A 24,269-nucleotide genomic window follows, 5' to 3' on the forward strand; every position below is an offset into this window, starting at 1 on the left:
ATCCACCGAGCGCTGAACGAGGCGGACGAAAAACCTGATCAGATAACGCACCGACGATATGCCGCCGCCACGGAACGAGCCCTATTGGCCGGAGACCTTACGCGCATTCGGTGGAAGACCCGAATGACCACTGGCGCATACCGGCTGCCGTTGGGGAAGATCGGCCCAGCACACGACCTGGGCGCCCCGGCCTGCTCCCTCGCCCGTGAGCAGGCCGCCTTGCCCCGGGAACCATGGTGTTGGCAGACGGCCGTGGAGCCGGCCGACGGAGGCGGATGTGAGCGACGAAGAATTACCCGCGACGCAAAGCGCACCAGCTGAGGATTCGGTCCGGAATACGGCCGAGGCCGGCTGGGCACGCACCTTTGCGGGCGTGGCCACGGCCTTGTTCTGTACGTTCACTTCGTTCGGACTGGTCATTCCCGTCATTCCCCGGCTGGTCACCCAGGAACTGCACGGATCCGCGTTCCACGTCGGGACGGCCTTCACCGTCTCGGGCGTGGTCGCCCTGCTGGTGCGTCCGTACGCAGGACAGCTGGCCCAGCGCAGGGGCAGCAGGCCGGTGATGCTGCTCGGCGCCGTCGTCATCATCGTCGTCGCCGGGCTCTACGCCCTGCCGCTGGGACTGCCGGGGCTCTTCGCGGCGCGACTGGTGATGGGCGCGGGGGAAGCGCTGCTCTTCACCGCGGGCTCCGTCTGGACCGTGTCCCTGACGCCGACGGAACGCCGCGGACAGATCGTCGGGCTCTACGGACTGGCCATGTGGACCGGCCTGGCCGTCGGACCGGTGCTGGGGGAGGTGGTCTTCCGAAGCGGCTCGTTCGGCGCCGTCTGGGTCACGGCCGCGGTGCTGCCCGCTGCGTCCGTCGGTGTGCTGTCGTTCCTGCCCAACAGCGCGCGCCTGGGGACCACCGTGTCCACCCGTCTGCTGCCGCCCTCCTCCGTACTGCCCGGGATCTCCCTCGGCTGCGGTGCCTTCGGCTATGCGGCGGTCGCCAGCTTCGGAGCTCTCGCCCTCGCATCGCGTGGCATCGGCAACGGGTCGTTGCTGATCAGCCTGTTCAGCGCGGCGTACGTGACCGTGCGCCTGCTCGCGGGCCGGGTTCCGGACCGTATCGGCCCCCTGCCCGTGATCGTCGTCTCCGCCTCCGTGGAGGCGATCGGCATGGTGCTCATCGCTTTCGCCCCGGTCCTGTGGGTCGCGGCCGTCGGGGCGCTGATCGCGGGGGGCGGATTCACGCTGCTCTACCCCGCCCTCGCCCTCATCACCATCGACACCGCGCCGGAGGAAGAGCGAGGCGCCGCGCTCGGGGCCATCACGTCCTTCTTCGACGTCGCCGTGGGCGTCGCAGGGCTGCTCGGGGGCGCCCTCGCCGAAGTGAGCTACACGGCGACCTTCCTGCTCTCCGCCGTGGCCGTACTCGGCTCGCTGCTCACCGGCACCGCCGCGGCACGCCGACGCAGCACATACGCCGGCGTCTCCGTCTCCTGAGGCCTGTGTCCGGAGGCGTGCGGGCCTGGCTCAGGTGGAGACAGGCGTACGGGACAGGGCGGTGCGCAGCGCGAAGGCGCCGAGCAAGCCGCCCGCCGCGAACCGCTGGGCCGTCATCGCGCGGGGCCGGGCGGCCAGGAACCCCGACACCCGTGCCGCGCCCAGCATGATCAATGCGTTCACGGAGATCCCCACGAGGATCTGCACACCACCGAGCTGGAGCAGCTGCCCCCAGTCCGGACCCGCCTGCGGGTCCAGGAACTGGGGCAGCAGGGCGGCATACATAAGAGCGATCTTGGGGTTGAGCAGGTTGGTCAGCAGCCCCATCGAGAACAGACGGGCGTCGGAGACCGGAGGCAGGTCCTGGGCCGGGGCGAAGGGCGAGCGGCCGCCAGGCTTGAGCATGCCCCAGGCGAGGTAGGCCAGGTAGGTGGCCCCGGCAAGCTTGACCACCGTGAACGCCACCGGCACGGCGGCGAACAGCGCGGACAGGCCCGCAGCCGCAGCCAGCAGATAGCACACGAATCCCACGGCGGTCCCGCTGAGGCTGACCAGGCCCGCCCTGCGGCCTTGGGTGATCGCCCGGGAGGCGAGGTGGATCATGTTCGGTCCCGGAGTGAGGGCCATGCCCAGTTCGACCAGTGCCACTCCTCCGACTGCGGCCAGAGTGATCACCGGTCAACCTCCTGGTCTTCGTCGGATACCCGGTACCCGGAGTGAAGGAAAAGGCAGCGCCTGCCTCGCGTACCGCAGGATACGGCCTCGCCGCCAGCGGGACCGCAAGTGGCCGTCCTCGACGGCCGGCGGCTGAGGCCCCGAGGGAACTCGCCGGGGGCGACGGGCGAAAGAGAGATGAAAGCCCAAGCCTTCACAGCGTTCCCAGAACGAGAGGAGCCCCGATGACCGTCGAGCCAGGCGTCCGCACGGGGGCGGAAAGCGATGCCTCGGTCATTGCGCGGTCCCGGGATGAGCCCGAGGCATTCGCCGTGCTCTTCGACCGGCACGCGGATGCGGTACATCGTTATCTGGCCCGTCGGCTCGGCGGCGAGCCGGCCGACGACCTCATGGCGGAGACCTTCACCACTGCCTTCCAGCAGCGGCACCGGTACAACCCCGCGCGGGCCACGGGCACCGACGCCCGGCCCTGGCTGTTCGGCATAGCGACCAACCTGGTCGGACGGCAGCGGCGGGCCGAGGCCCGCCGGTTCAAGGCCCTGGCCCGCGTCCCGGCTCCCGCCGACCACGAGGAGCCGCTGGCCGACCGGGCCACGGCCCGCGTAGGGGCACAGGCCGTACGCCGCGAGCTGGCAGCGGCACTGGCCGGACTGCCCGCGCGGCACCGGGACGTACTGCTGCTGGTGGCGTGGGGCGGTCTCGGCTACGAGGAGGTGGCCCAGGCCCTCGGTGTCCCCATCGGCACGGTCAGATCACGGCTGCACCGGGCTCGCAGCAAGCTACGCGAAGCGTTGGGCGGATCCGATCCGACGACACTGCGAGAGGCATCCGACCATGACTGACGAACTCGAACTCCTACGGGACTGGAACGCGGACGCGGCCCCGCTCTCCGAACCGGCCCGAGCGCAGGCCCGCCACCGGCTGCTCAACACGATCACGCGTACGGAGCGGCGCCCCGACCCCGCCCCCAGCCGCCGCCACGCGCTGCGCCTCGCGACAGCCGCGGTGGTCGCCATGGCGGTCACCGGCACGGCAGTACTGATCGCCACGGACGGCGCCGACGAGGACGGCCGCACCGACCGCGCGGGCACGAACGCCCCGCACATGCGCAACGCCGCCGCCGTGACGGTGCTGAACGGAGCGGCGGCGCTGGCGAGTAAGCACGAGAAGCCCGTGGCGCCGCGCGACGACCAGTTCATCTACTGGAAGCGGATCATCAAGGAGACGGAGCGGAAGACCGGCGCGGTCAAGACCTACGAGGACGTGAACTGGGACTCGGTGGACGGCTCCAAGCGATCTTTGACCATGGAGCTCGGCCGGGTGATCTGGGAGAAGCCCCTGGGGAAGAACGAGGGCGTATGGCCGCCTCGGGAGTGGAGCGAGCTGAAGAAGCTGCCCACCGACCCAAAGAAGCTCATCTCGCGCATCATCGGCGTCGGCACGTCCGACAAGTCGATCGACGACTTCACCGGGTGGGACTGGTACGACGCCTACTTCATGCTCGGCGAGCTCCTGAAGTGGCCGGTGCTGCCCGAGGGACTGCGCCCCGCCGCGTACGAGGCGCTGGCCCTGGTGCCCGGGGTCAGGGCGACCCCGGGCATGAAGGACTCCGCCGGTCGCACCGGGGTCGGCATCTCCTACCCCAAGCGCGCGTCCGAGAAGGGCAAATACCTCATCTTCGACCCGAAGTCCTATGAATTCCTGGGCTTCCGCGACGAGCGGATCTCGCGTTCCGGGAAGAAGACGTACATCCAGCTGTCACACGTGGCGGACTGGGCGATCGTCGACCGCTTGAAGCAGCGCCCCTAGGCCCCCTTCGTACTCCAGTAGGTGTATCGGGCTGATGGCTGGTCAGGGGCGGTCTCATGGAGGCCGCCCCTCGAGCGGGGGACAGCGCCGCTGTTGGTGGCAGCGGCCGGGGCCCTGTACGAGACTCCGCTCAACCGGGCGTCGGCAGGAGTCCCATGACGACGGCCCCCGACCGTCTTGCCTGGTCAGGGGCCGTTCACGTGCGGAGGCTGTGGGATTTGAACCCACGGTGACATCGCTGCCACGACGGTTTTCAAGATCTTTCGGCGATCATGTGGGCCGGACACTCCGCCGCAGGTCAGACGGGCGCGAGCACCCCGGCGGAGCCGTCGTCATCATTGTCGTGCCCGCTACGTGCCCCAGGGGCGTGGTCATGCCCGCTGAGCCAGGAGTCCGCCGCTTCGGCCACCTGATCATCACGTCCGGCGACCGGCCGGGCGTAGTGCCGCGTCGTGACGCTGGCATTCGAGTGGCCGAGCCGGTGAGCGGCGGTCATTACGCCGTAATGATCGGCGACCCACGTGCCGTGCGAGGCTCGCAGATCATGTGGGGTCACGTCGGCCAGCCCGGCCGCCGACACAGCAGGGTCGAAGTACGCCTTACGCCACTGGTTGTAGCGCAACGGCTTGCCGCCCGGGGTCATGAACAGGAGCTCGTCATCTCCACCGGGCAGGGTCTCCAGGTGTCGGCCAAGCCGCTTCGCGAGCGACGGGCCGACTCGCAGGAGCCGCTTCTGATGGGACTTCGGCGTATCGAAGACCAAGGCGCCGTTGGCCTCCGCCAGGTTCTCGTCGACCAGGACGAAGCCGCCGAACACGTCGATGTCCACGCGGCGGAGGGCGAACGCCTCGCCGACGCGCAGTCCCGCATACGCGAGGAGCGCGATCAACAGGTCATGCGGCTTGTCGGCACTCCGCACGATCCGGGAGGCTTCGAGCGGGGTGAGGATGTGCGGCTCGGTCTGCGGCATCCGGGGCAGCTTCACACCCCTGCATGGCGTCTGCGTGATCATGTCGTTGTCGACAGCCGCCCGCATGATCTGCGACAGGACCCGGTACGCCTGCCGGATACGTGAAGCGCTGAGCCCCTTGGTCTTCATCGCGCCGACCCACTCAGCGATCGTGATCGGCCGGAGGGTCGACAGCTCACGGTCCCCGAGAGCCGGATTGATCAGCGAGTTGATCAGCGACCGGTACGAAGCTTGCGTCTTGTGCTTGAGCTGCGGCGAGACGGCAGCGAGCCAGCGGGCCGCCCAGTCGCGAACGGTCGTCTGCCCCTCGGCAGGATCGAGCCAGCGTCCCTCTTCGACCTCGATGCGCTTCCGTATCAGCCAGCGATCAGCGTCCGTCGACGTCGCGAACGTTCGATCCGCCGGACGCAGGACACCGTCAGGTCCCGGGTACCGAGCTTGGAACCGGCCGGAAGGCAGCTTGCGGACACGTCCGAAGTTCCGGCGGGACTTTCGCTTGCCAGCCATCAGGCAGCCCTCCTGAGCCCCGTAGGCCGCAGGACGATCGGTTCCACGGTGTTGTCGCCCACGAACGCCTCTACGGCGCTCTCAGGAATGCGGACGTGCCGACCGACCTTGACGAAGGTGATGCGGCGTTCCTCGATGAGGCGGCGAGGGAAGCGGACGCCCGTACCGAGCCGCTCCGCGACCTCGTACACGGTGAGGAGCCGGTCCATGGTCACCACTCCCCCTCGTTCGCCAGTGCGTCACGAGCTGTCTCGCGGTTGAGTTGCAGGCCGCGGTGGATGGTGGCGGCGAGGGCTTCTTCGCCGGGGGTGTGGCCGTGTCCGGCGTACTGCCAGTCGGCCAGGACGAGAACGGTGTCCGGCTCGGCGTCGTCCAGGCCGAGGGCGGCGGTCTCCTGGGCGGCCCGGTAGTCGGCGCGTGCCTGGCGCAGGGCACCCAGAGTGGTGGAGTAGCGGCGGGACTTGGAGGAGAAGTGGCCCCGGAAGCCGAGCATGTGCGCCCAGGCCCACAGCCGCCGGTCGGGGTAGAGCGGATCGAGCCCTTTGCAGGCTTCGATCAAGCGGCGGGTGTGGTCGGGGATGTGGTGGCGGTCGAGCTCGGAGAGTTCGCCGATGCGGCGGTCCAGGGTGCCAGTGGTCTCAGCGGCTTTGGTGGCGTACTTGGCGACGTAGGAGGCGACGGCCTGTTCGGTGATGTCGGAGCCGTCATCGAACGCCTTGACGGGCCGTACGTCGAGCTGGGCGCCCCAGCGGAAGGTACGGGCGGGCTGGTCCTCGACGGCCGGAACTGAGACAGAGGTGTAGTCGTGCGTGGTGGCGGCATGAATGGCATCGGTGAGGAGCTGCACGGTGGCCCAGGACGGTGGCGAGATGTTGGGTCCATCAGGGCCGTCGAGCCGGATGACGGCATGGAAATGGATGGCGCCGCGCTTCTGGAACTCGGCCACCTTGCCGTACGAGAGGCGGGCGCACTCCTTCAGCTCTCGCTGGGTGATGCCGGCACGGGCAGCGATCTCGCGGCGTAGGCGGTTGGTGAAGCGCTGCCAGAGCTGTCCGGCGTGGTTGTTGAACAGCACCGCGCCCGCGTAGTCGTAGCTGGCGGGATCGAGGGCGGTGCCCAGCTCCGGTGCGTCTGGAGCGTGGTGGATGCCGCAGCGGCAGGCGCCACGGTCCGGGCGGTTGTGGACCGGGCCGAAGGAGGGGGCTGTGAGGGTGGCGAAGACGCGGGGATGGTCGCGGACGGTGGCGCGGATGTCTCGGCGGTCGTCCCCGGCCAGGCCAGCGCGGATGAGGTGGTAGGTGTCGCCCGCGTAGGTCCAGGCGCAGGCCGGGCAGCGGGAGGCGCGGCGGTTGCCGCAGGCGACGCGAAGGCGTCCGCCAGGCTCGGACTCGGTTGAGTAGTGGTGCAGGGTGGCGCCGGTGGTCTTGTCCTTACGGATCACCCAGCCGCGCAGGTGGATGGGGTCGGCGCAGCCGCCGGTGCGGCGGATCTGGTCTTCCCAGCGGGAATGGTCGGAGGCCGAAGCCACCCTCAGCAGATCACTGAGGGTGGTCGGGTCAAGCAGGTCAGGCACGGACACCCTCCCGGTTGCGACGGCTGATGCGGGTGCCGGTGCCGTGGCAGGCCGGGCAGTCAGCGGTGATGGTCTGGAGGTGGCCGCACTGGTCGCGTCCGCCGGTGGTGATGGCGGCGGAGGCGAAGCCGTCGCAGTTCGGGCAGCTGCGGGGCGCCGGGCTGGTGCGCTGCGGCATGCTGGGACTTCCTTCCGGTTCAGTGGATCGGACAGGGACGGCGCCCGGGCGGCGGATGCTTGGCGGTATCGGAGCCGCCCGGGGGCCGGTTCAGCGGCGCTTGGCTTCGGAGGCCAGCAGGGAGCGCAGGACGACGGCACAGACGGCGACCGAAACGCCGGTCACGGCGACGGCCAGGAGCATGGAGACCAGCACGGCGCCGACGACCAGGACCACGGCCGTGCCACCACCTACCAGGGCTATCGCGGTGCCGGGCGTGAGCTGCACAACCGGCCGGGTAGAGGCCGGGGCGTTGGGTGTGGGCGGCGGGGCCGGAGTACTGGGGGCGATGGTGGTCGGCTGGACGACGGTCGGTGTCTGCGGGGTGACCAGGCCAGTGGGCTGGGGCATGGTCGGGTGCTTGGGCCGGAGCATGGGCGGTTCTCCTTCAGGGGTTACTTGACGGCGGGGTCGATGACGGAGGCCAAGAAGCTGTCGGCGAGGAGGTAGCCGCCGAGGAGGAGTACGGCGATGAGCCACCAGGGCGGACGGATGAGCTTGACGCCGAGCCAGCCGACGACAATCAGGGCGAGCCAGAGCGGGACGTCCATGACAGAACCTCCGGTCAGTTGATGCGGCAGCGGTGGGTGCGGGCGGCGAGTTGGGCGGCGGACCGGCTGGAGTAGTCGGCGGACCAGCCGCAGCGGTCGGCGGTGCACACGGCGGCGTGCACGGTGCGGCCGTGCCGGTCGCGGTGGGTGCCGATCTGCACCGGGCCGATCCGCATCACGGAGTGGAAGTGGTCGCGGGCAGGCATGACGGTCGGTCTCCTTCCTGGTCAGGCGAGTTGGGCGGCGATGGCGTCGGCGAGCTGGGGCGGGACGCCGAGACGGGCGCGGAGGGTGTCGGTGTCGATCGGGGTCCCGGTGCGGGCGTGGTGGTCGTCGGCGACCTTGCGGGCGTGGTCGACCAGCGCGGCCGGGACCGGCGCGGCGGGAGCAGCGGGTGGGGCCGAGGTGGGCTGAGGCTCGGGGGCGGGAGGCGAGGCGGGTTCCTCGACATCAGCCACCGGCGCGAGCGTGGGTTCGGACTCTTGGTCGTCCTCGACGGCCGGAGGCTGGGGTACCGACTCGGGGTGCGCCGACGCTTCCGGCTCCGGGTGGGCAGTGGTGTGGGCGAGGAGGGTGCCGCCCATGAAGGCGAGGGCGGGCCAGGCGGCGACGAGGATGCGCAGCCAGGCAGGGACACGGTGCATGTCGAGGAGTCCGGCGGTGGCGACGTTGGCGCCGAGGGAGGCGACCAGGGCGATGAGGAACCAGCACCAGGCCAGCCGGGTGGGTCCGCCGGTGCGCAGTCGTCGCCAGGCGGCGACCAGGAGCAGGTCGACGCTGATCGGGTAGGCCCATGCCTTCCAGCCGTCCTGTCCGGCAGCGGCGGCCAGGTCGTGCAGGTGGGCGAAGGACAGCGCCCCGGCGATGACCGCCTGGACCAGGACGGCGTCGACACGCAGGCGGGCCATCACGGGTTCCTTCCTGTCGTCAGGCAAGGGAGGGGTAGGGACCTGGCGCGAAGACGGTCACGCCGACCGGAGGAGAGGGCGAGGGTCAGGCAGCGGCGGGGGCTGTCTTGGACAGCCGGTCCCGAGCCGAGGGCACCGCTGCGGTGGCGGGGCGGAAGGCCGCCAAGGCGGGCACGTCAGGAGTGCGGTGGGCGTGCTTGTTGCAGATGTTCACGGCCTCGCGCAGCGAGGTGTGCGGGGCGCGGATGCGGTGCCAGCCGCCGGTCGAATCCCCCGCGATGGCCAGGCCGCGGGTCTCGGCCGGGATCTGGATCGCTGCCAGCACGGCGTCGGGGGCGATGTCGCCGAAGGCCATGTTGGCGGACGTTTCGTCGTTGACGCGGTGGGCGGTGCGGCCGGTGAGCTGGGCGCGAAGCATGGTGATGCCCTTGCCGAGTTCGGAGCCGAAGCGCTGCCCGCAGATCTCCAGGTAGATACCGGACGCGCGGCCGAGCTGGGCCAGGCGGGCCAGAGCAGTGATGATCCGATCCCGGCGCTTCTCCTCATCCTTGGTGGCGTACAAGGCGAGTTCGGCGACCTCGTCGACCAGGACCACGACCGGTACCGGCCGGATGTCCTCGGGCAGGTCCCAGATGTCGGCGGCGATCTCCGCGTCCGGCACGGCGACGCTGATCCTCTGCTCGGCCCGGATGAGCTGGTACACCTCCTCCATGTGCGTCACCAGCGCCTCCAGCAGTTCCAGCGCGGTGTCGGCGTTGTCGGCGAGCGCGGAGAACCTGCGGGCCAGCGGGAACAGCTCCACGCCTTGTTTGCAGTCGATGCCGACCAGGGCGACATGGTGCGCGGCGAGTCCGGCGACCAGGTTGCGCTGGTACACGGACTTACCGGACTCCGTGGCGCCAAGGGTCAGCCCGTGAGGGACAGCGCGGTAGTCGCGGTAGTGCACCGAGCCGTCCTCACGCAGGGCGACCGGGATGCGCATCGGCCGTGTGTCGAGCCGGGCGGGCATCTGCACCCGCTTGAGCACGTCGTAGCCGGTCATCCGCACCTCCACCACACCCGAGCGGATCTCACGGGACGTGACCCCGTACAGGCCGAAGGAGTGGCGGAGCCGGTCGGTGGCGGCGGCGACGTCGAAGGCGTCCTGTCCGGGCTTGAGCTTGAGCCGCAGCACCAGGCCGGTGCGGGTCGGGCGCAGACGCAGGATGCGCGGCGGGCGGGACTCCGGCACCTCCCGGCCAGCCATCCGGGCCAGGGCCAGGCGCCAGCGGTCGGGCGGGACTGTCAGCCCGCAGGCGTCCATGACCGAGGCGTAGCGGACGAGGACCCGCACGGTGGCGAAGGTGACGCCGAGGGAAAGCCAGTACCAGGCGGGGCGCCGCCACCGCAGGAAACCCACGGCAGCAGCGACCACCACAGCGACCATGAACCAGGTCATGATCAGGCCGCCTTCGCGCCCGAGGCGGCGAGCGAGGTGACCGCGACGGCGCGGAAGGCGATCCCGTGCCGCCTCTGACCGTTGAACTCGTTCTCCCACGGCCGGGCGATCAGGCCCGTGAGCGCGACCGGGGTGCCCATGGCCAGGTCATCGGAGATACCGGTCTCCGGGACGGTGATGGACAGGATCTCGACGTCGTCGTTGGCCGCGAACATCACGTCCACGGTCATCAGCTTCACACCGTCCGCGTCCAAGGCGATCTCACCGGTGCGGCGGTCACGAACCTTCGGCTGGGCGGGCTTGGCGACCATCACGGTCGCGGCGGACGTGTCGACGGGAATCTGACGCATGATGGAGGTCCCTTCAGGGGCGGGAGCGGCGTACTTGCTTGGCGGTGGGTCGCCGCTCCTGAACATTGATTGGATGCCGCAGCAAAGCTGCGGAGTGTTCGCGCTTCCAACTGGTGCGCACCAGAAGGTTGCATCTGGTGCGCACCAGATGTCAAGCATCGTCGTTGGTCCGGCATCTCAACTCGCCTGACTGCGACACTTCTAGGGAAGCGCCCCGAGCAACGCACCGGTAGCCAACAGGGGTTAACAGCAGACCCGTTAACCCCTGCCGACCTGGGCCGATGTAAGGCATGCTGCTGTTACGGCCCAACACCCCCGACGCGGAGCGGCACTACGCGATGAGTGGACTCAAAGCAGCGAGGACGGCACGGGCATGGTCACAAGAGCGTCTTGTGCGGGAGATCGAGAGCCATGCGCGACAGCACATGCTCACCGTCGCCTCAACCGCGAGTTTGCGCGTGTACGTCTCGGAGTGGGAGAACGGCCGGCGGACGATCTCCAGCCACTACGCCAAGATCCTCCGCGCGCTGCTCGGGATCACCGACGATGAGCTGGCGGGCGGAGCACAGTCAACGCTGGCGCTCGCCACGGCCGACGGGTACGACGAGCTGATAGGTCGGATCGACGAGGCCCGGCACGTCAGCCTGACGATGGTCAAGACGTTCATGGACCAGACCGAACTGCTCCGGACCGTTGACCGGCAGATGGGCGCCGCCAGCCTGGTCGACCAGATGACCGCCCACCTGACACGGCTGGAAGACGCCCTCACCTTCGCGGTACTCCCGGAGACCCGACGTCCGGTCGCTCTGGCTCTGGCCGGAGCAGCCACCTTGGCGGCCTGGCAGGCCCTCGACGTCGGAGCCGTGGAACGAGCCTGGCGTCACTACGAGCTGGGGAAGCGTGCCGCTCAGGAGGCCGAGGAGCCCATGTACCTCGCGCACGCCACCGCCGAGCAGGCATATGTGCTGTGTGACGCCGGACGTCCCGAGATGGCGGTGCACCTGGTCCGAGATGCGCAACGTCTCGGCGGGAAGGGCATGTCCCCACGCCTCAGGGCTTGGCTGTACGCAGCCGAGGCGGAGATCTGCGCCCGAGCTGGGCTTCAAGCCGAGTGTCAGCAGGCTCTTGAGCTCGCGATGCGACACCTGCCCGCAGGAGAAGACGCCCGCGACCCGGACATGCTGAGCATCTTCCTGAACGAAGGCCACCTCACCAGGTGGCGCGGGAGTGCTCTCGCCCTGATCGGCGACGCGGAAGCAGTGGGCAGCCTGTACGCCGCACTGGAGACGACCGACCCCACGTTCATCAGGGCATCGGCGGGGCTCCACTGCGACTTGGCCCAGGCCCACCTGGCCCGCAGCGAGTACGACCAGGCACAGAAGCACCTGCGGCAAGCCCAACTGGTGGCGAGTCGCACCCGGTCAGTACGTCACAGGCGCCGGATCGAGCAGCTCACCCAGCGGTTGTAGGCGACGCCCCGGCGCCCCGTGAGGCGAGCACATGAAGGAGGGCGACCAAGGTGCCGGACCCCATTAGCTCACCACGAGCCATCAGCCCGGGAATGTCGGACAGAGGCACCCAGGCGATGTGTCCGGCCTCTTCCAGATCGGTCGGCTCACCGACGAGCTTCGCCCCTTGACCCACGAAGATCTCGTGCGGCGAGTCGACCATGCCGACCATGGGCTGGTACGTGACCACATGCTGCAAGGCGTCCGGCCGCCAGCCGGTCTCTTCCTCGACTTCACGCAAGGCGGTCTGAAGGGGTTCCTCCCCGGGATCGACGATGCCGCCAGGCAACTCCCAGCCGAAGGCATCAGGGACGAAGCGGTACCGCCACATCATGAGCACCCGGTCCCGGTCATCGATCACAGCGGCAATGGCCACGTGGTGGAGCTTGACGACATGGTGCTCGAAGCGCTTCACGCCGGGCGGCTCCACGTCGACGAGGCTCAGCTTCACCCAGCGGCTGTCGTACAGCGGCCTCTCACCATGGATCTGCCAGGGCTCGACGTCCGCCGGCGCTTCCGTAGTCACTGACCGATCCGGCACCCGGTAGGAGCTACGGCCGTGAACCTCGACGACGCTCTCAGCAACGAGCTTGGCCAGCACCTGGCGCAGGGCCGTGCGGCCGATCTCTAGTTCCTCCGACAGGGTGCGCTCGGAGGGGAGCTTGGAACCTGGCGAGTACTTGCCCGCAGCGATCCACTCGCGAATCGTGCGGTAGACCCGCTCCGACTTCGGTCCCATCCCGTGAGCACTCTCCTGCCGTCGCTGGTGTTCGTCGGGTGTAGCCACACCAGGGTATCCGCGTGCCTACTCACGTGAGTAGGCATCGACCGACCAAGACGATCAACCAGAACGCGGTAGAACTTTCCCTACTCGATCAAGGCGGCTCGCCCTGCTCGCCGCGCGCGGCCCGGCCCCCGGCCGGGCCTGCGTTCCTGTCTCCGCCCCACTCCAACCCGGCCGGGGCCCGTGCCGCGCTCACAGCAAGCAGCCGCTTGACCTTAGAGATTGATGCCTCCGGCGGGGGCGCTCAGGCTCCGGGATGGACGGGGCGCCGTACGCGGGTGCCAGTTATTGGTGGCGTGCGGGGGAGCTCCCATCCCGTCTGCCATCGACCCAGGCAAAGCCGAGCAGACGTGGTCTATGGCGTCCAGGTCGTTCGTACAGTGGCGCGCTCCACCTGGACGCCATAGACCACGCCCGCTCCACGGTGTGTGGGTCGACGGCAGACGGGATGGGAGCTGGGGAGAGTGGTGGGGGCTGTGGAAGCCGGCAACGCGTTCGCCGCCGCTGGATACCACTAGCACAGGGTAACTAGAGGCAAGACAGATATAGTGGCATGACAATGCAATGCAAACTGAGGTTGCAACATCAGATTGCAACCCTATGTATCACACCTAGGGCCCTCCAGCACGGAGGCCCGGCCCTGGTTTGCCGACCAGGACCGGGCTCGTGCATGGAGTAATCGAAGCGGGTCCGGCCGAGTTCTAGACGGTCGGACCCGCTTCCATGCGTTCCGCCATCGTCCGGTACCACGTCAACTCACGGCGCTAGAGCCGTGCCAACTGCTCCACACAGGTCGCGACAGCCGCCATAGCGGTCAGAGCCGTGATCAGGAGCCGAAACCACCGCGGGTCCGGGTCGCGATCACGCTTCTCTTCCTGCTCCTCAGGCTCTCGCTTCTCCATCTCTTCTCCTCATCTGAGTGATAGGCCCCGGGCGAACCGGGCCCCTCGACCGTGTGCGTCGAGAGCGGTGATCGGTGAGAGATAAGACGACCGAGTGTCACCCACCACACCCATAACATTACGGAATGTAATCGGTGAGGCGAATTTGGAAGCCGGTGCAAATTAATTCATTCAGCCCGAAGCGTTGCAGCTTCGACGCTGCCGCGTACCTCCTGTCCGAATCGGATGCCGAAATCACGTATCCGATTCGTTGATCTGATTCCCATGCGTCCCGGACAGCGTACACTACGACCAGCCGTAGTAGACGCGGCTGATCAGAGGAGGAGGGCGACCGTGACGGAGGTGAGCTCCGCAGAGCGCGAGGCCATCGTGTGGGACCTCGAACCAGGTGATGTGATCGAGCGCAAGCAGTTGCACGCCAAGTACGGCGGGCGGACTCAGGGCGGCATCGGACCATCAGCCAAGTCGCCCAACGTGATGATCTTTACGGATCCGATCGCAGGCGAGAAGCACGGGTACTACGACGGCTGGATGCCCGATGGGCTCTTCCACTACAGCGGGGAAGGGCAGTACGGAGATCAGCGGATGCTCTCCGGAAACGCCAGCATCCTGAACCACGAAGCCGAGGGTCGAGCGCTGCGAGTCTTCCAGGGCGCCCGGGGCAAGGTGAGCTACCTTGGCCGCTTCGCCGTCGAAGGATGGTACGAAGCAGACGCACCGGAGACTGGAGACGGCCCGCTTCGCAAGGTCATCGTCTTCAAGCTTCGCCCCCTGGACACCCCAGCCAAGCACCCTGGCACGAAGTTGGGCCGGCTACTCGCCGACCATCATGAGACCGTCACCGAGATCGACATTGAACGACTCGAAACCGAGAAGACGTTTGTCGACCCGAACCGCGAGCCGTACGAGGCAGAGCGCCGGGAAAGCAAGCTGGTGCTGGACTTCAGCGCCTACTTGCGCACTAAGGGTTACCAGGTGAACCGCCAACGCATCCTGCCCGAAGAGGAAACCAGGCCCCTTCTTACAGACCTCTACGTGCCTGACCTAGATCTCCTCATCGAGGCCAAGGGCAGCGTGACGCGAGAAAACATGCGCATGGCCCTCGGCCAGCTCCTCGACTACAACCGCTTCGTGCGCGCCAAGTACCAAGCCGTTCTTGTGCCGAGTAGGCCACGTGCAGACCTCATCGAGCTCGCGACGGCTGCAGGGCAAGCGGTCATCTGGCCCCACGGGAGCGGCTACAAGTGCTCCCAAGCTGACCTACTACCCAGCGCTTGATCATCCTGCGCGGGTCCCCTGGTAGCTCATCGGCACGGCCATCAAAAGGACCGCAGATTGGGCCGACATCCATGACCAGCTTTGATAGAAGGAAGCGTGGCGCCCCGCACCGCAGGTAAGGAGCGAGGCACCGTGCCAGCTGGGGCTACTCGAAGATGTTCGGGACGGGGATGCGGTTGACGCGGCGCTTAGCGTTCCAGGCGGAAGCAACCGACAAGTGAGCGGCCTTGAGGCGGCCCTTGGTGCCGTCGGTGCGGGTGTTGTTGTTGGTAGCGATGGTCTGAATCTTGCCCTTGAAGGAGAGCGGGTCGCCCTGACTCTTGAGCTTCTGCGCCAACTCCTTGTGCTTGACCACATCGGGGTGCCTAGAGATCACTATGGCGATACCTCCGATGGTGACGGAGTGCCAGGTGTCAGGGGTGCGGCCCCAAGCGTCCTCAGCGATGGCAAGCGACTGGTCCAAGATCCCGGGGCCATACTCCGTGACAATATCGAGGATTCCCTTGATGCCTCGCACGCCGTTGGTGGTACGGCTACCGACCTTGAGCTGGTGCTTCTCCAGGACGGTGTTGGTGTCCACGAAGAGCGGGTGCCCGGCCAGCACGCCGATCCTGAACTCGTCGTTCGGCCCGACCTTCGAGGACTCCTTGTTCTTGATGATGAACAGGGACGCCTCGTTGGCCATCGACAGGTCGGAGTGGACCTCGCAGGCAATGGTCTGGATGGCCTCCCGGACCTTCTTCGATACCGTGACCTTCCCAGCCAAAATGAGCTGGCAGGCGTAGACGCGGTGCATACCGTCCACCGCGTACAGGCCATCTTCACGCTGCGAGAGGATCGGCGTCCCGAGCGCGGTGGGGACCAGCTTCTCGGCGATGGTCTGCGCACGCGACTTGTTGAGGTTGCGCTGGGCGCGGGGATCGAACTTGATAGATCTCGGGTCCACCTGGATGTACTTGATCGGGTGATCCGGGATGTCGTAGCTGTAGTCCTTGCCGGACACGGCTTCTCCTTGTGTGTCAGCACCCCAGTGGGGGTGACGGCGACACATGTCAGCTCCCGAATGCGGGAGACGGCGACTGAACAGCAATCAGAATATCGGACAACTGGGCAATCTATGGTCCGAGTTCGTCGATTGAGGCAGAACACCGCACAGGCCGTCTGTGGGCTATCTGCGGGCGAAGTGCATCCCCTCAGTCGTCTACGGGCTCGCCACCTGCGCAAACGGTAGGAGCCCAAAGGCTTGGCAGCCGTTGCAGTACCGCAGCGAGGTGCCGCAGCCTCAAGACCTCAGCCAGCCGTTGCGTGCAGAGACACACTCGATGCGCCCCAGGCCGAATCAGACATACTCAACAGGTTGCTTCAAGCCATGCCCACAGTCGTGCGGCGCCCTCCAGGCACCCTAGGATCCATGCATGCCCCAAGATAAGCTCGGCAAGATCCTCGGTTCGGTAGCAAAGAGAATGCGCGCCGACTTTGAGCAATCCCAGAATTTCAATCATAATGGCGAGGCTGGGACGTCGCGCGAAGTACTAATTCACGAATTTCTTTCCGGATATCTACCTGCTCACGTTGAGGCGGTGCACAACGTGGAAGTCATTTCAGCGAACGGCGATGTCTCGCCACAATCCGACATCGTTCTGATCGATCGCGGGACGCCGCCGTTCACGAGCCTCAACGGGTTCCGGATCATCCCCAACGAATGCGTATACGGGATGGTCGAAGTCAAGACGACGCTGGACGGGGCTCAGCTCACCGACGCCTGCAACAAGATCAGCAGGATGCGCAGGATGCCGAAGACGGCGTACCGACCAATTGCCGGGACGATTCCTCGCTCCACCAAGGCCTACGGCAAGACTCACGACTACTTCCCGACATCGGGCATGATTGTCGCTTTCGACAGCCTAAAGCTAGAGACGATCGGTAGCCATCTCGCTAACTGGTGCCGGACTCGCAATCCCATTGAGTGGCCAGACAGTGTATGGGTAGCAGGCAAGGGGCACTTGCAGTGGGGTGACGCTCGCACTGGTTCACTCTTCAGATCACCGGTGGCCGGTGCGTCGCTCTTCCAGGTCGACGCCGATCCAGAGCAAGACATCCTTCTCCCATTAGCGCTTCACCTCAACATCCATTTCTCTGATGCCTGGATGAATCCGCTTGATCTCATTCCCTATTCCGGCGCCACTCCTTTGGGGCAACTCTCGGGGCAGTGGAAGATTTAGGCGCGACGAATGCGCAAGTTCCTCTCTGTCGCCAGCGGTGTGGCGACAGAGAGGTAGTCGCGCTACGGGGCGGTCTTGGGAACGACTTCTCCGACGAAGCCGCCATCATCCGCTCGGTACGCCACCCCGACGTCATACCGATCGAGCAGTGGGTACATGTCGGCAGGAGGAGCGGCCGGCAACAGGATGACGCGCTTGGGCTCACCGTCATGCCCTGGCGTCTTGACGTAGCGGCTGTAGTCCAGGATCTGCCCGAGGGCCATACGCACGTCCTCGCGAGAATTCGATCCCTTCGCCTCGTAGAGCACATGATCCGTCGCGTCGTACAAGTCGGTACGGAGCGTCGAGGTAAGGCCCTTCACCTTGATTTGGAACGCGCCGGTCTGGTGCCCGAAAGAGTCCAAGTGAGCCTTGTATGCCTGGGTCAATTCGGCCTCGTGCCGCACGGCGACCGTGGCAGCAGATGCAGCACGCACACTCAGCTTGGTACTGAAAGCCTCAGGGACGACAAACGTGCCGCTGGTCTCCGCGTTTGGGGCCGCCTTCCGTGCAGAACTCCCCTTGCGTACACGCTGCTTCGGGAGTGGCAGAGCCCCGCTTGTTGCCGGGTCTGACTGGAACATTGCCGCAGTGACCGCCCGGAAGGGTACGAACTCAGCCGTAGTCTCCTCTGCGGCTGGGATCACGTCTTGCTCGGAGTGCTGGACAGCACCTTCTTGGCGCAGGCGAAACACAATGACATTGCGCTCGTGGCCGTCCTCGTCATGGACCCTGCGCCACACGTACGGCTCCATGCCGTCCAGTGTGAACGTCCCGAGGTATCGGTGCGTCTTTGTATCGCTCCCGGGCAGCTTGCCTACTCGCGTGAACACTCGAAGCACCCGGTCCTGCTCCGCGTGTCGAAGAATCGCCCTGTTCCCTGAGCCGGCGACACCCTCGAACGTCTGGTCGCCGGACTTGCCAGCACCTGTGTACTCGAAGACGGGGCCCAGTTCGTCTTCCTCAGCCAACCAACCGTCGTAGTAGCCGTTCTGCTCGCCCACGTCTGGGTCTGAGTAGAGGTTGACGCTGTGCATGTCCTCAGATGGGCAGATCCCTCCCTGCGGGCTTCCCCCGAACGCTGCACGAATCTCCCTGCGCGTACGGACGTCACCGGGGTTGAGCACTTCAACACTAGTGGTCATGGGCTGACACTAAATCACTCCACTGACGGCTCCGCCGAGTTGAGCGAAGGGCCAACGGACAGTGCCCGCCCCACTCCTTCGCTGCTAAGTATCGACTGTAGACAAGGAGCACCCAGGCGGCCACGGCAAACATCAGGGAGCCAGGCGCCGCTCGAGACTTGTGTACTGGAGGCAAGACACTCCGGGAGAACTTGCTCCAGTCATCGGTCGACCGCGCCCCAGCTGGGCCCGATCGAGCGGGAACTCACGGGCAACTACAGGGCTCAGACACGAGTGCAGGGCCGACCTCGCTGACGCCACGTCTAACTCTGAAGCTCGTTCGCTACCTACGCCCGCGTCGGAGCGTCGGCAGGTTGCCGTAGCGCGCATGCAGGTAGTAGGCCAATGAAAGCCACCTGAGCTGCCCTGCAGCCGTACCACACAGCTGATCCTTCCCGCAAACCCCTCGCAGTGGGCGGCTGCATGCACAAGACTTCGATGCCCAGAGGACCCAGGAGGCAATGGTGGCCATCAGCAAGAACAAGTTCGGCACGCGCATCAACGAGACCAAATGTCCGGTATGTGGAGATGAAGCTGCTCACCCGCAGGCTCGAGCGGAGAACCCTCACAGCTGGCAATGTAACGAGTGCGGCACGACATTCACCACCGAGGGGAACGTCCTCGAGTAGCAGGTAGCACTCCGGCTCGCCCGACGAGGCAACGTCACCAGGGAGCAACTGGGATGATGATCAGGAGCAGCAAAACCCAAAGGAGAGTGCGCCGCGACGGAGATAGCCCTACTGCGCAGCCGCGGAACCCAGGGATCCAACAAACCGACGACAGGAACGAAACCTAGTGGCTACGGAAGACTTCTACTCAGAACTGGACATCGAAGACGAGATCGATGAGGACTCGGAGGATGACCTCGGTTCCGATGAAGGGATTTTTAAGAACATCACCACATACACTGTCGACTGGTCGGTGACGACAGTTATCGAGAGGATGGAGCGAGGGGCAATCGATGTCTCACCATCCTACCAACGCAACCCGGTTTGGAATAAAGCGAAAACGTGGCGATTCCTAGAATCCTTGATGTTGGGAATTCCCGTCCCCCAACTAGTCTTGGCCGCAAAAAAGGAAGCCCGAAGTAAGTTTGTCGTACTCGACGGAAAGCAGCGACTCCTTGCCCTTAAATTCGCTGCCGACCTCCAACTGTCGAGCAGCAGGCAGAAATTCCCGAAGCTGGAAATCCTGTCTGGCCTTCAAGGAAAAACGCTTAAGAAGATCCTTGAGGATGACACACTGAGCGACCATTGGGAAAGCCTTCTGGTTCAACCGATTCGGACCGTAGTCGTCCAGGGCTACGCAGATGAACGTGCCCTACATGCAATCTTCCACCGACTAAATCAGAACAGCGTAAGTCTTTCTTCTCACGAACTTCGCCGAGCACTTCACATGAATGACTTTATGAAGTGGCTAGACGAGTATTCGGCAACCTCTGCCGAACTGAAGCGTGCTCGCCGCATCAAGCAACCCGACTTCAGGATGCGTGATGCAGAGACGGCACTCCGGCACTTTGCTTTCTCGCGGAATTACGCTAACTATCAAGGTGATCTGCGCCGGTTCCTAGATGAGGAAGCTAAGTGGGCCGGCAAGAACTGGAACCGCGTACGCCCTGTGTACGAGAAGATGGGCCAGGGCCTTGATGCTGCAATCGATGCAGCATTTACCATCTTTGGCTCGACCACCTTCTTTCGTTTTACAGGCGAAAGGTACCTTCCTAGGTTCAACAGTCCTCTTTTCGACGTAATCACAGCATCACTCCGTAATGCGGATTTGCGGAGAGCATGCATTGACCAGAAAGTAAACCTTGCCGCTGCAGCCGAGGAACTCTCAACGCGGTACCCATTCTCGCAGTTCATCACTTCCACCACGAAGTCTCAGGAAGCGGTTCACGGCCGGTTCGAAATGTGGGCGGAAATGGTCGGACGAGTAACTGGACAGATCGATGCGCTATCAAAGATGGTGGAATAATTGGCGAGCATCACCCGCCGCCTGAAGCGACTGAGAAGCAGAGAAAGGATTCTCAGAGCTAACTTGCTCGGACCTTCTCAATCGTGGGGCGCCCCGCCATCAGACGAAGAGTACGACAGAGCCTTGGCGTACAGAGTGCTCATGCATGCGGAGATAGAAAGATACCTTGAAGACACAGTCTTAAGCGCCCTCCTTAGCAGCCAAGAAATTTTCAGAAACCTGAACAGGAGGATCACTCACCCTGCCAGCTCGGCTCTCTCCCACTACCGCTCCAAGTGCTTCTTGGAGGGAAAAGACGGGGCGGAGCCCGCTTTCCTGGATTCCAATACTCTAGCGACGTACGCCCTCTCAAAATTAGAGGATGCGGTGAAATGGATCGAGATTTCGATCGTCGCAAACAACAACGGGATAAAACCTGCCAACATCAGGAAACTGATGGGATGGATCGGAATTGATTCCTCAGATCTAGATCCAAACTTGTTGTATGCCTTGAAGAGGCTAGGAACCGAACGTGGCGACGCAGCACACCTTAGTCGGCGCGAGATCTGGCGACGGTACAAACGCAAAGTGGTTCCAGCCGGCGCCCCGAAGATCAGACGCCTCCCCTCGCCTTCGGACGAAGTAGCCGCAGTAGACGCGGTTCTCAAGCTTTTGGCGCAGCTCGACCGACTAGTACAAGCAAGACTTCGAACGACTTCGTAGGGGGTTGTGTTGCAGCATCCTCGACGGTTCCCGGCCAGACTGCATCTTCTTCGTGTCCATAGCAGCGGGATGTCTGCGAGCGGAATAGCACTCCGAAGCCGTTGCAGTACAGCAGCGAAGTAACCAACGGTCATGTCCGCCGACGCCGGCAGCGGACGTCGGCGGACCGTCGGGCCAGGTGAAACGGGTCCTGGCGGCCACCGCACTACGCCTGAAACAGAGGCCGCCGGTTCGACCCCGGCCTCAGCCGCTGCCCCACAAGGGGGATACAGCGGGGATACAGCATCGCCCTTGACCCTGGTCAGCGCCCGCCGACATATTTCCTTCGGCGGTTTCGAGCCCTACCTCTCTCTAAGGACAGGTGGGGCTCTTTGCGTTCCAGGGCTTCACATGACTCACGAGGGAGGCAAGCCCCGTCCCGTCCGGCGATGGGGCACGAATCAGGCCCGCTGCGCGCTTCCGCCACATGACCGCGGGCCTTGCGCCACATGAAGGGGTCCAACCATGAACAGTCAGACAGACCTGACCTCAGTAGTGCTTCTGATGGCCGGAGCTACTGCGGCATACGTCGCTTACCAACATCCGAACGTCGGAGCAGCCCTCTTAGTCGCTGTCGCGGTGGTTGCTCTCTTGCACACCTTGCTGCGACGTTGAGATCAACTGCATGGCTCGGCCGACGTTCACGTACGCCAACAGCAGCAGACGACCTCGGCCGACCGCCCCACCTACACACCGCGCGATTGGTGCCCGAGCGACCTTGGCGCAGCCTGAGAAGCGGAAAGAGTCGGGTGCTACACCAAGGCGAGAACGCCCGCCAGCTCGTGCCCGATCGGGTGACCAGAATCTTCGGTAAGGCCTGGCTTGGCACCGCCGTCGGCCCATTTCAGTAGGTCAGAGCTAGTTTCCCGCCCGCCGTGCCAAGTGATTGCCAAGCTCAGGCCTCCTTCTTACTCAGAGGGCCCGACACCAGCAGATTCGAGGTGGACAGGGGGAGCCAGGCCAGCGCGAGAGCGCTCGCCGACCGTGCGTCCCAAGAGAAGGCAGGGAGCCTCGGAACGTATCCGAGGCTCCCTGCTGTACTGCACATGGCTGCTAGTCAGAACCCCCGGTGGCAAGTCGACCGGGCGTTCCCCTGAGGGTGCTACTCAGGCGTTGCCAGACGGCTTCCGCGGCTGGTCGCCACGCGCAGCACGTCCCGCAGTGCGCTGGCCAACTGCGCGGCGACGAGCTTCAGTTTCTCCAGATCTTCTGTCTCATCGTCGAGTACCTGAACTGCCTGCCCGAGCAGTTCGGACGCCATCCCGAGTTGCACCGCCTCGATATGGTCCGCCAAGCGGGACACGTAGCCCTCCCGGTCGTCGGTGTCCAGGTAGCACGGCTTGCCCTCTGGCCCCGTCCACGGGAGAAGCCTCAGTTCGTTCTGCGCCGTCATCCCTGCGTCTGCCCCTCGATGGGGCGCGCCAGTGGATGTCGGCGCGCTGCCTGGTGCCCAGTCGCTCATTGCTTCACCTCTGCCTGCCCGGCCTGGCTGGACGCCGAGTGACACGGGCAGCCACACGCCTCGTAGATCAACGGCACGTCGACCGGCGCCGAAGCCGGAGAGGACTCCGTGCAGGCGTCGTGCGTGCCGATCCGGCAGGCGGGCGAGCGGTAGGTGGCGGCCGGGCTGGGGGTCTGCCGTCGAGAGGGCATCAGCAAACCCCCAGAAGGGCCGACCGGGCCTCGGTCGGCAGATGGGGAGCGACGACAACCGTCAGGTGCTGTCGTGCGCGCCTTTCCCAGGCCAGCACGTACGGGCGGACGAGCGCGGTTTCCTCTGCCGTGAGCGAGTAGCGGTGCCTCGCCCAGTCGGAAGCCCGGTCCAGGCTGAGCGTCGGTTCGTCAGCGGGCGCCGAGAAGGCTGCGGCTGGCGGTCGGGAGGGCGTTAAGGGGCGGCGGTGCCTGCCCTTGGAGAAGTGCCGCGCCCTGGTGAGGGAGACGGCGCGGCGGATACGGTTGAGCACGCTGAATCAGCTCCTATCGCTGATGGCTCGGTCCCCCGACATCGCCCGTCGTGGGGACCGGTTTGTCTACGACCGCCCGGAGAGTGCGGCCGTTCTGGCAGCTGGCGAGGAGCCCGAATCGATCGGCCTCGGCCACCGCCTCCAGGACCTCCCTCCAGGACTCGGTGGAGAGCGATTCCGGCACGTCCGCTTCGACCGATGTGAATCGGGCGTACTCCTCCACGCGCGTGGGGAGCCCGACGGCGGACAGCCGGGCGGCGATGGTCGCCGCGCTAACTCGCGAAGCGGGCACAGGGCAGCCTCCGTCACCGGCGATCACTTTCAGTGAAGCTAGTTAACTAGATTAGAGCTAGTGGACTAGATTTTCCATATGCCTGAGCAGCCGCCCTATCTCCGCGTCGCCGACGAACTCCGGCGGCGGATCGCGGAGCACGTATGGGAGCCAGGGGACCGCCTGCCGTCCCGCGCCCAGATCGGCCAGGAGTACGAGGTGGGCGAGAACGTGGTCCGCCGGGCGCAGGAGTTGCTGATCTCCCAGGGCGTGCTGGAGGGCCGAGCCGGATCGGGCACCTACGTCGCCGAGCCACGGCAGCGGGTGCGGGTCGTCCGGTCGTCGGCGCGCGAGCAGCCCGAAGGGTCGCCGTTTCGCGCGGATATGAGGGCAGTCGGCAAGCACGGCGACTGGGAAAGCCGGACCGACGCCAAGGTGCCGGCCCCGGCGGAGATCGCAGCGCGGCTCGGCATCGCCGAGGGCGAGTTGTGCGTCCGGACGTCGTACGAGTTCCTGGCCGACAGCAGGCCGGTGCAGCTGTCGACGAGTTGGGAGCCGTACGACCTCACGGCCGGGACGCTTGTCGTCCTCCCCGAGGGAGGGCCGCACGCCGGGGCGGGCGTCGTGAATCGCATGGCCGTTATCGGAATCACCGTCAGCCATGCCGTGGAGCAGCCGGAGCCGAGGCAGGCGACCGCCGAGGAGGCATCACTTCTCGGCATCCAGAAGGCCGCGCTCGTCACGCACATCCGGCGGACGTACTACAGCGACCAGGGGCGGCCGGTGGAGACGGCGGACATCGTCGTACCCGCCGCTCACTGCGAGATCGTGTACGAGATTCCGATCAATCGGTAGTCGGCGAGGGCCCTCTCGGCCGGTGTCCCACCGTGCCCCTTCCGTGCCCGATCGGTC

The 24,269-nt window shown here is 65.8% G+C and carries 25 protein-coding genes; 9 read left to right on the plus strand and 16 right to left on the minus strand.

The window, feature by feature from the left end:
* Positions 1 to 373: 373 nt before the first annotated feature.
* On the plus strand, positions 374 to 1,492 hold the full coding sequence (locus ABZ562_RS12410) for an MFS transporter (protein ID WP_361477065.1): 1,119 nt from the start codon (positions 374 to 376) through the stop codon (positions 1,490 to 1,492).
* A gap of 30 nt (positions 1,493 to 1,522) precedes the next feature.
* On the opposite strand, the gene ABZ562_RS12415 is transcribed toward ABZ562_RS12410, so the two are convergent.
* Entirely contained in the window at positions 1,523 to 2,167 is a 645-nt protein-coding gene (locus ABZ562_RS12415) for a LysE family translocator (protein WP_361477068.1), read from the minus strand.
* 224 nt (positions 2,168 to 2,391) lie between these two features.
* On the opposite strand from ABZ562_RS12415, the gene ABZ562_RS12420 reads away from it, so the two are divergent.
* Positions 2,392 to 3,009 carry an RNA polymerase sigma factor gene (locus tag ABZ562_RS12420; RefSeq protein WP_361477071.1) on the plus strand — a complete coding sequence of 206 codons (618 nt, stop codon included), beginning with the start codon at positions 2,392 to 2,394 and terminating at the stop codon, positions 3,007 to 3,009.
* Entirely contained in the window at positions 3,002 to 3,976 is a 975-nt protein-coding gene (locus ABZ562_RS12425) for a CU044_5270 family protein (protein WP_361477074.1), read from the plus strand. Before ABZ562_RS12420 ends, ABZ562_RS12425 begins: the two co-directional genes overlap by 8 nt.
* Before the next feature lie 298 nt (positions 3,977 to 4,274).
* Here the strand turns inward: ABZ562_RS12425 and ABZ562_RS12430 are convergent, their stop codons facing one another.
* The 10 genes from ABZ562_RS12430 to ABZ562_RS12475 form a co-directional block, all read right to left on the minus strand.
* Positions 4,275 to 5,453, minus strand: a complete 1,179-nt coding sequence (locus ABZ562_RS12430) for a tyrosine-type recombinase/integrase (protein ID WP_361477077.1) — start codon at positions 5,451 to 5,453, stop codon at positions 4,275 to 4,277.
* Positions 5,453 to 5,662, minus strand: coding sequence for a helix-turn-helix domain-containing protein (locus ABZ562_RS12435; RefSeq protein WP_361477080.1), 210 nt, complete (start codon positions 5,660 to 5,662; stop codon positions 5,453 to 5,455). Before ABZ562_RS12435 ends, ABZ562_RS12430 begins: the two co-directional genes overlap by 1 nt.
* Before the next feature lie 2 nt (positions 5,663 to 5,664).
* Complete coding sequence (gene repSA, locus ABZ562_RS12440; RefSeq protein ID WP_361477083.1) at positions 5,665 to 7,026, minus strand: replication initiator protein RepSA; 1,362 nt, start codon at positions 7,024 to 7,026, stop codon at positions 5,665 to 5,667.
* Entirely contained in the window at positions 7,019 to 7,204 is a 186-nt protein-coding gene (locus ABZ562_RS12445) for a hypothetical protein (protein WP_361477086.1), read from the minus strand. Before ABZ562_RS12445 ends, repSA begins: the two co-directional genes overlap by 8 nt.
* Before the next feature lie 90 nt (positions 7,205 to 7,294).
* On the minus strand, positions 7,295 to 7,618 hold the full coding sequence (locus tag ABZ562_RS12450) for a SpdD-like protein (protein ID WP_361477089.1): 324 nt from the start codon (positions 7,616 to 7,618) through the stop codon (positions 7,295 to 7,297).
* A 20-nt stretch (positions 7,619 to 7,638) separates the two neighbouring features.
* Positions 7,639 to 7,794: a hypothetical protein gene (locus tag ABZ562_RS12455; protein WP_361477092.1), complete on the minus strand. Its 156-nt coding sequence runs from the start codon at positions 7,792 to 7,794 to the stop codon at positions 7,639 to 7,641.
* A gap of 14 nt (positions 7,795 to 7,808) precedes the next feature.
* A complete protein-coding gene (locus ABZ562_RS12460) occupies positions 7,809 to 8,000 on the minus strand; it encodes a mobile element transfer protein (protein ID WP_361477095.1) in 192 nt (63 codons plus the stop codon).
* Between the two features lie 21 nt (positions 8,001 to 8,021).
* Positions 8,022 to 8,702 (minus strand): DUF2637 domain-containing protein, encoded by a 681-nt coding sequence (locus ABZ562_RS12465; RefSeq protein ID WP_361477098.1) that lies wholly within the window; start codon positions 8,700 to 8,702, stop codon positions 8,022 to 8,024.
* A gap of 85 nt (positions 8,703 to 8,787) precedes the next feature.
* Positions 8,788 to 10,140, minus strand: coding sequence for an FtsK/SpoIIIE domain-containing protein (locus tag ABZ562_RS12470; RefSeq protein ID WP_361477101.1), 1,353 nt, complete (start codon positions 10,138 to 10,140; stop codon positions 8,788 to 8,790).
* A 2-nt stretch (positions 10,141 to 10,142) separates the two neighbouring features.
* Positions 10,143 to 10,490 carry a hypothetical protein gene (locus ABZ562_RS12475; protein WP_361477103.1) on the minus strand — a complete coding sequence of 116 codons (348 nt, stop codon included), beginning with the start codon at positions 10,488 to 10,490 and terminating at the stop codon, positions 10,143 to 10,145.
* Between the two features lie 425 nt (positions 10,491 to 10,915).
* Between ABZ562_RS12475 and ABZ562_RS12480 the strand changes: the two genes are divergently transcribed.
* The gene (locus tag ABZ562_RS12480; RefSeq protein WP_361477436.1) at positions 10,916 to 11,959 is read left to right on the plus strand and encodes an XRE family transcriptional regulator; all 1,044 of its coding nucleotides are present in this window, start codon (positions 10,916 to 10,918) and stop codon (positions 11,957 to 11,959) included.
* Here the strand turns inward: ABZ562_RS12480 and ABZ562_RS12485 are convergent.
* The gene (locus tag ABZ562_RS12485) at positions 11,943 to 12,737 is read right to left on the minus strand and encodes an NUDIX domain-containing protein (protein ID WP_361477106.1); all 795 of its coding nucleotides are present in this window, start codon (positions 12,735 to 12,737) and stop codon (positions 11,943 to 11,945) included. The genes ABZ562_RS12480 and ABZ562_RS12485 overlap by 17 nt on opposite strands.
* 1,280 nt (positions 12,738 to 14,017) lie before the next feature.
* On the opposite strand from ABZ562_RS12485, the gene ABZ562_RS12490 reads away from it, so the two are divergent.
* On the plus strand, positions 14,018 to 14,962 hold the full coding sequence (locus ABZ562_RS12490; RefSeq protein WP_361477109.1) for a restriction endonuclease: 945 nt from the start codon (positions 14,018 to 14,020) through the stop codon (positions 14,960 to 14,962).
* A 145-nt stretch (positions 14,963 to 15,107) separates the two neighbouring features.
* Here the strand turns inward: ABZ562_RS12490 and ABZ562_RS12495 are convergent, their stop codons facing one another.
* Positions 15,108 to 15,965: a DUF6551 family protein gene (locus tag ABZ562_RS12495; RefSeq protein ID WP_361477112.1), complete on the minus strand. Its 858-nt coding sequence runs from the start codon at positions 15,963 to 15,965 to the stop codon at positions 15,108 to 15,110.
* A 412-nt stretch (positions 15,966 to 16,377) separates the two neighbouring features.
* Here ABZ562_RS12495 and ABZ562_RS12500 point away from each other — a divergent pair, with 412 nt between their 5' ends.
* A complete protein-coding gene (locus tag ABZ562_RS12500) occupies positions 16,378 to 17,184 on the plus strand; it encodes a DUF6602 domain-containing protein (protein WP_361477115.1) in 807 nt (268 codons plus the stop codon).
* Positions 17,185 to 17,246: 62 nt separating this feature from the next.
* Here ABZ562_RS12500 and ABZ562_RS12505 read toward each other — a convergent pair whose 3' ends face one another.
* Positions 17,247 to 18,368, minus strand: coding sequence for a hypothetical protein (locus ABZ562_RS12505; protein ID WP_361477118.1), 1,122 nt, complete (start codon positions 18,366 to 18,368; stop codon positions 17,247 to 17,249).
* 834 nt (positions 18,369 to 19,202) lie between these two features.
* Between ABZ562_RS12505 and ABZ562_RS12510 the strand changes: the two genes are divergently transcribed.
* Together ABZ562_RS12510 and ABZ562_RS12515 are read left to right on the plus strand one after the other, a co-directional pair.
* Complete coding sequence (locus ABZ562_RS12510; RefSeq protein ID WP_361477121.1) at positions 19,203 to 20,381, plus strand: DUF262 domain-containing protein; 1,179 nt, start codon at positions 19,203 to 19,205, stop codon at positions 20,379 to 20,381.
* Complete coding sequence (locus ABZ562_RS12515; RefSeq protein WP_361477124.1) at positions 20,382 to 21,083, plus strand: HEPN domain-containing protein; 702 nt, start codon at positions 20,382 to 20,384, stop codon at positions 21,081 to 21,083.
* Positions 21,084 to 22,224: 1,141 nt separating this feature from the next.
* Here the strand turns inward: ABZ562_RS12515 and ABZ562_RS12520 are convergent.
* Both ABZ562_RS12520 and ABZ562_RS12525 read right to left on the minus strand, forming a co-directional pair.
* Positions 22,225 to 22,515 (minus strand): hypothetical protein, encoded by a 291-nt coding sequence (locus ABZ562_RS12520; protein ID WP_361477126.1) that lies wholly within the window; start codon positions 22,513 to 22,515, stop codon positions 22,225 to 22,227.
* Positions 22,516 to 23,099: 584 nt separating this feature from the next.
* The gene (locus ABZ562_RS12525; protein ID WP_361477129.1) at positions 23,100 to 23,378 is read right to left on the minus strand and encodes a hypothetical protein; all 279 of its coding nucleotides are present in this window, start codon (positions 23,376 to 23,378) and stop codon (positions 23,100 to 23,102) included.
* 78 nt (positions 23,379 to 23,456) lie between these two features.
* Between ABZ562_RS12525 and ABZ562_RS12530 the strand changes: the two genes are divergently transcribed.
* On the plus strand, positions 23,457 to 24,212 hold the full coding sequence (locus tag ABZ562_RS12530) for a GntR family transcriptional regulator (RefSeq protein WP_361477132.1): 756 nt from the start codon (positions 23,457 to 23,459) through the stop codon (positions 24,210 to 24,212).
* Positions 24,213 to 24,269 lie beyond the last annotated feature (57 nt).

It is taken from the genome of Streptomyces sp. NPDC019937, from assembly GCF_040631655.1.
GTDB lineage: Bacteria > Actinomycetota > Actinomycetes > Streptomycetales > Streptomycetaceae > Streptomyces.